This window comes from Janibacter sp. CoH_79_TC_3, from assembly GCF_058197955.1.
The window spans coordinates 1-1,422 of record NZ_JBXWIV010000046.1 but is presented as its reverse complement, the minus strand read 5'-3'; the positions used below and the strand labels follow the sequence as shown (position 1 = coordinate 1,422).

The window sequence follows — 1,422 nt, the reverse complement described above, 5'->3', positions numbered from 1 at the left end:
TGAACTGACCCCCAAATATTGGACGGTTTAGTTTACCCCAAGGACTGAGTTCTGTATTGCACAGGACTCAGTCCTTTTAATTTAAGTTGAATACGCTCATGATTATAATAATGCATATACTCATGAATCTGTTGTTCTAACTGCTCAATCGTTTTCGGTTTCTCAATATAAATCGTCTCGCACTTCAGCGTACCGAAGAACCCCTCCATCAGTGCATTATCTAAGCAATTGCCTTTTCTGCTCATACTTTGCTTAATGCCATTCTGTTTAAGCGTCGTGCTAAACGGTTTCATTTGATAATGCCACCCTTGATCTGAATGCAGCATTAATCTCTTATCACGGCACGCCTTTGTCTTATCTAAAGCACTAGCTAGCATCTTACCAACTAAGTCATAAGTCGGTCTCTTTGAGAGCGTATAGCTGACAATCTCATTGTTATAACAATCAAGTATGGGCGATAAATACAGCTTATAATCACCCACCTTAAACTCAGTAATATCTGTGAGCCAGCGTGTGTTCGGTTTATCTGCAGTAAACTGGCGCTTCAAATAGTTCTTCGCAATCTTGCCTTGTTGTCCTTTGTAAGATCGGTACTTCTGACGTCTTATCTTGGCGCTAAGCTTCATGTCATGCATCAGCTTAGCGATGAGCTTATGGTTATGATAAACCCCTAACTGCTTTAGCGCTGCCGTAACTCTACGATAACCATACCTGCCTTTGTGCTTGTGGTATATCTGAGCAATATGATGTTTTAAGTCTGCATATTTGTCTTTAACATCAAACTGACACCTATGGTAGTAAAAGACACTCTTAGCCATCTTAGCGATGTTTAGCAAAGCAGATAAAGGGTGCTCTTGTCTTAGTGCTTCGATGAGCCTTGCTTTTTGCCTGCTTGTTCCTCCGCTTTGAGCAAGGCATCGAGCTTTTTTAGGTAGGCATTCTCTGCACGCAAATATTCCAGTTCACGCTTAAGCTCTGCTAAGCTCTTTTCATCATCTGGCTTGTCTGTGATAAATGGTTTGCTCATGGCGGTTCTACCTTTATGTTTAGATACGAGTCCAGACATACCCTGTAGTCGATAAGCTTTGTGCCAATGACTAATGAGCGCCGGTGAGCTGATGTTAAACTTCAGTGCCACCTCAGATTGACTTAAATCTTCTTTAAGCATGGTGGTTAGTACGTTAAGTTTAAACTCACTGCTGTATTTGGCCTTACTTGTCTTTGGCTTAATGGCATTTATGCCACCGCTTTGGTATTGCTTAACCCATTTGAGTACAAACTCTGGATTGACGTTAAACTTCTTAGCGGTGGCGTGACTACTATGGCCTTGCCGATAGTATGCGATGACTTGCATCTTAAAGTCTAGATCGTAACGCATAAAAATACCCCATAAGTTGTGTCCAACTTATGGGGGTCAGTTCA

General features: G+C 41.6%; 2 protein-coding genes. Both read right to left on the bottom strand.

Going from position 1 to position 1,422, the window contains the following annotated elements; translation table 11 throughout:
• Nucleotides 1-32: 32 nt before the first annotated feature.
• On the bottom strand, nucleotides 33-872 hold the full coding sequence (locus AC2FA3_RS14985; RefSeq protein ID WP_490510278.1) for an IS3 family transposase: 840 nt from the start codon (nucleotides 870-872) through the stop codon (nucleotides 33-35).
• Complete coding sequence (locus tag AC2FA3_RS14980) at nucleotides 860-1,378, bottom strand: helix-turn-helix domain-containing protein (RefSeq protein WP_490510277.1); 519 nt, start codon at nucleotides 1,376-1,378, stop codon at nucleotides 860-862. Before AC2FA3_RS14980 ends, AC2FA3_RS14985 begins: the two co-directional genes overlap by 13 nt.
• Between the last annotated feature and the right edge of the window lie 44 nt (nucleotides 1,379-1,422).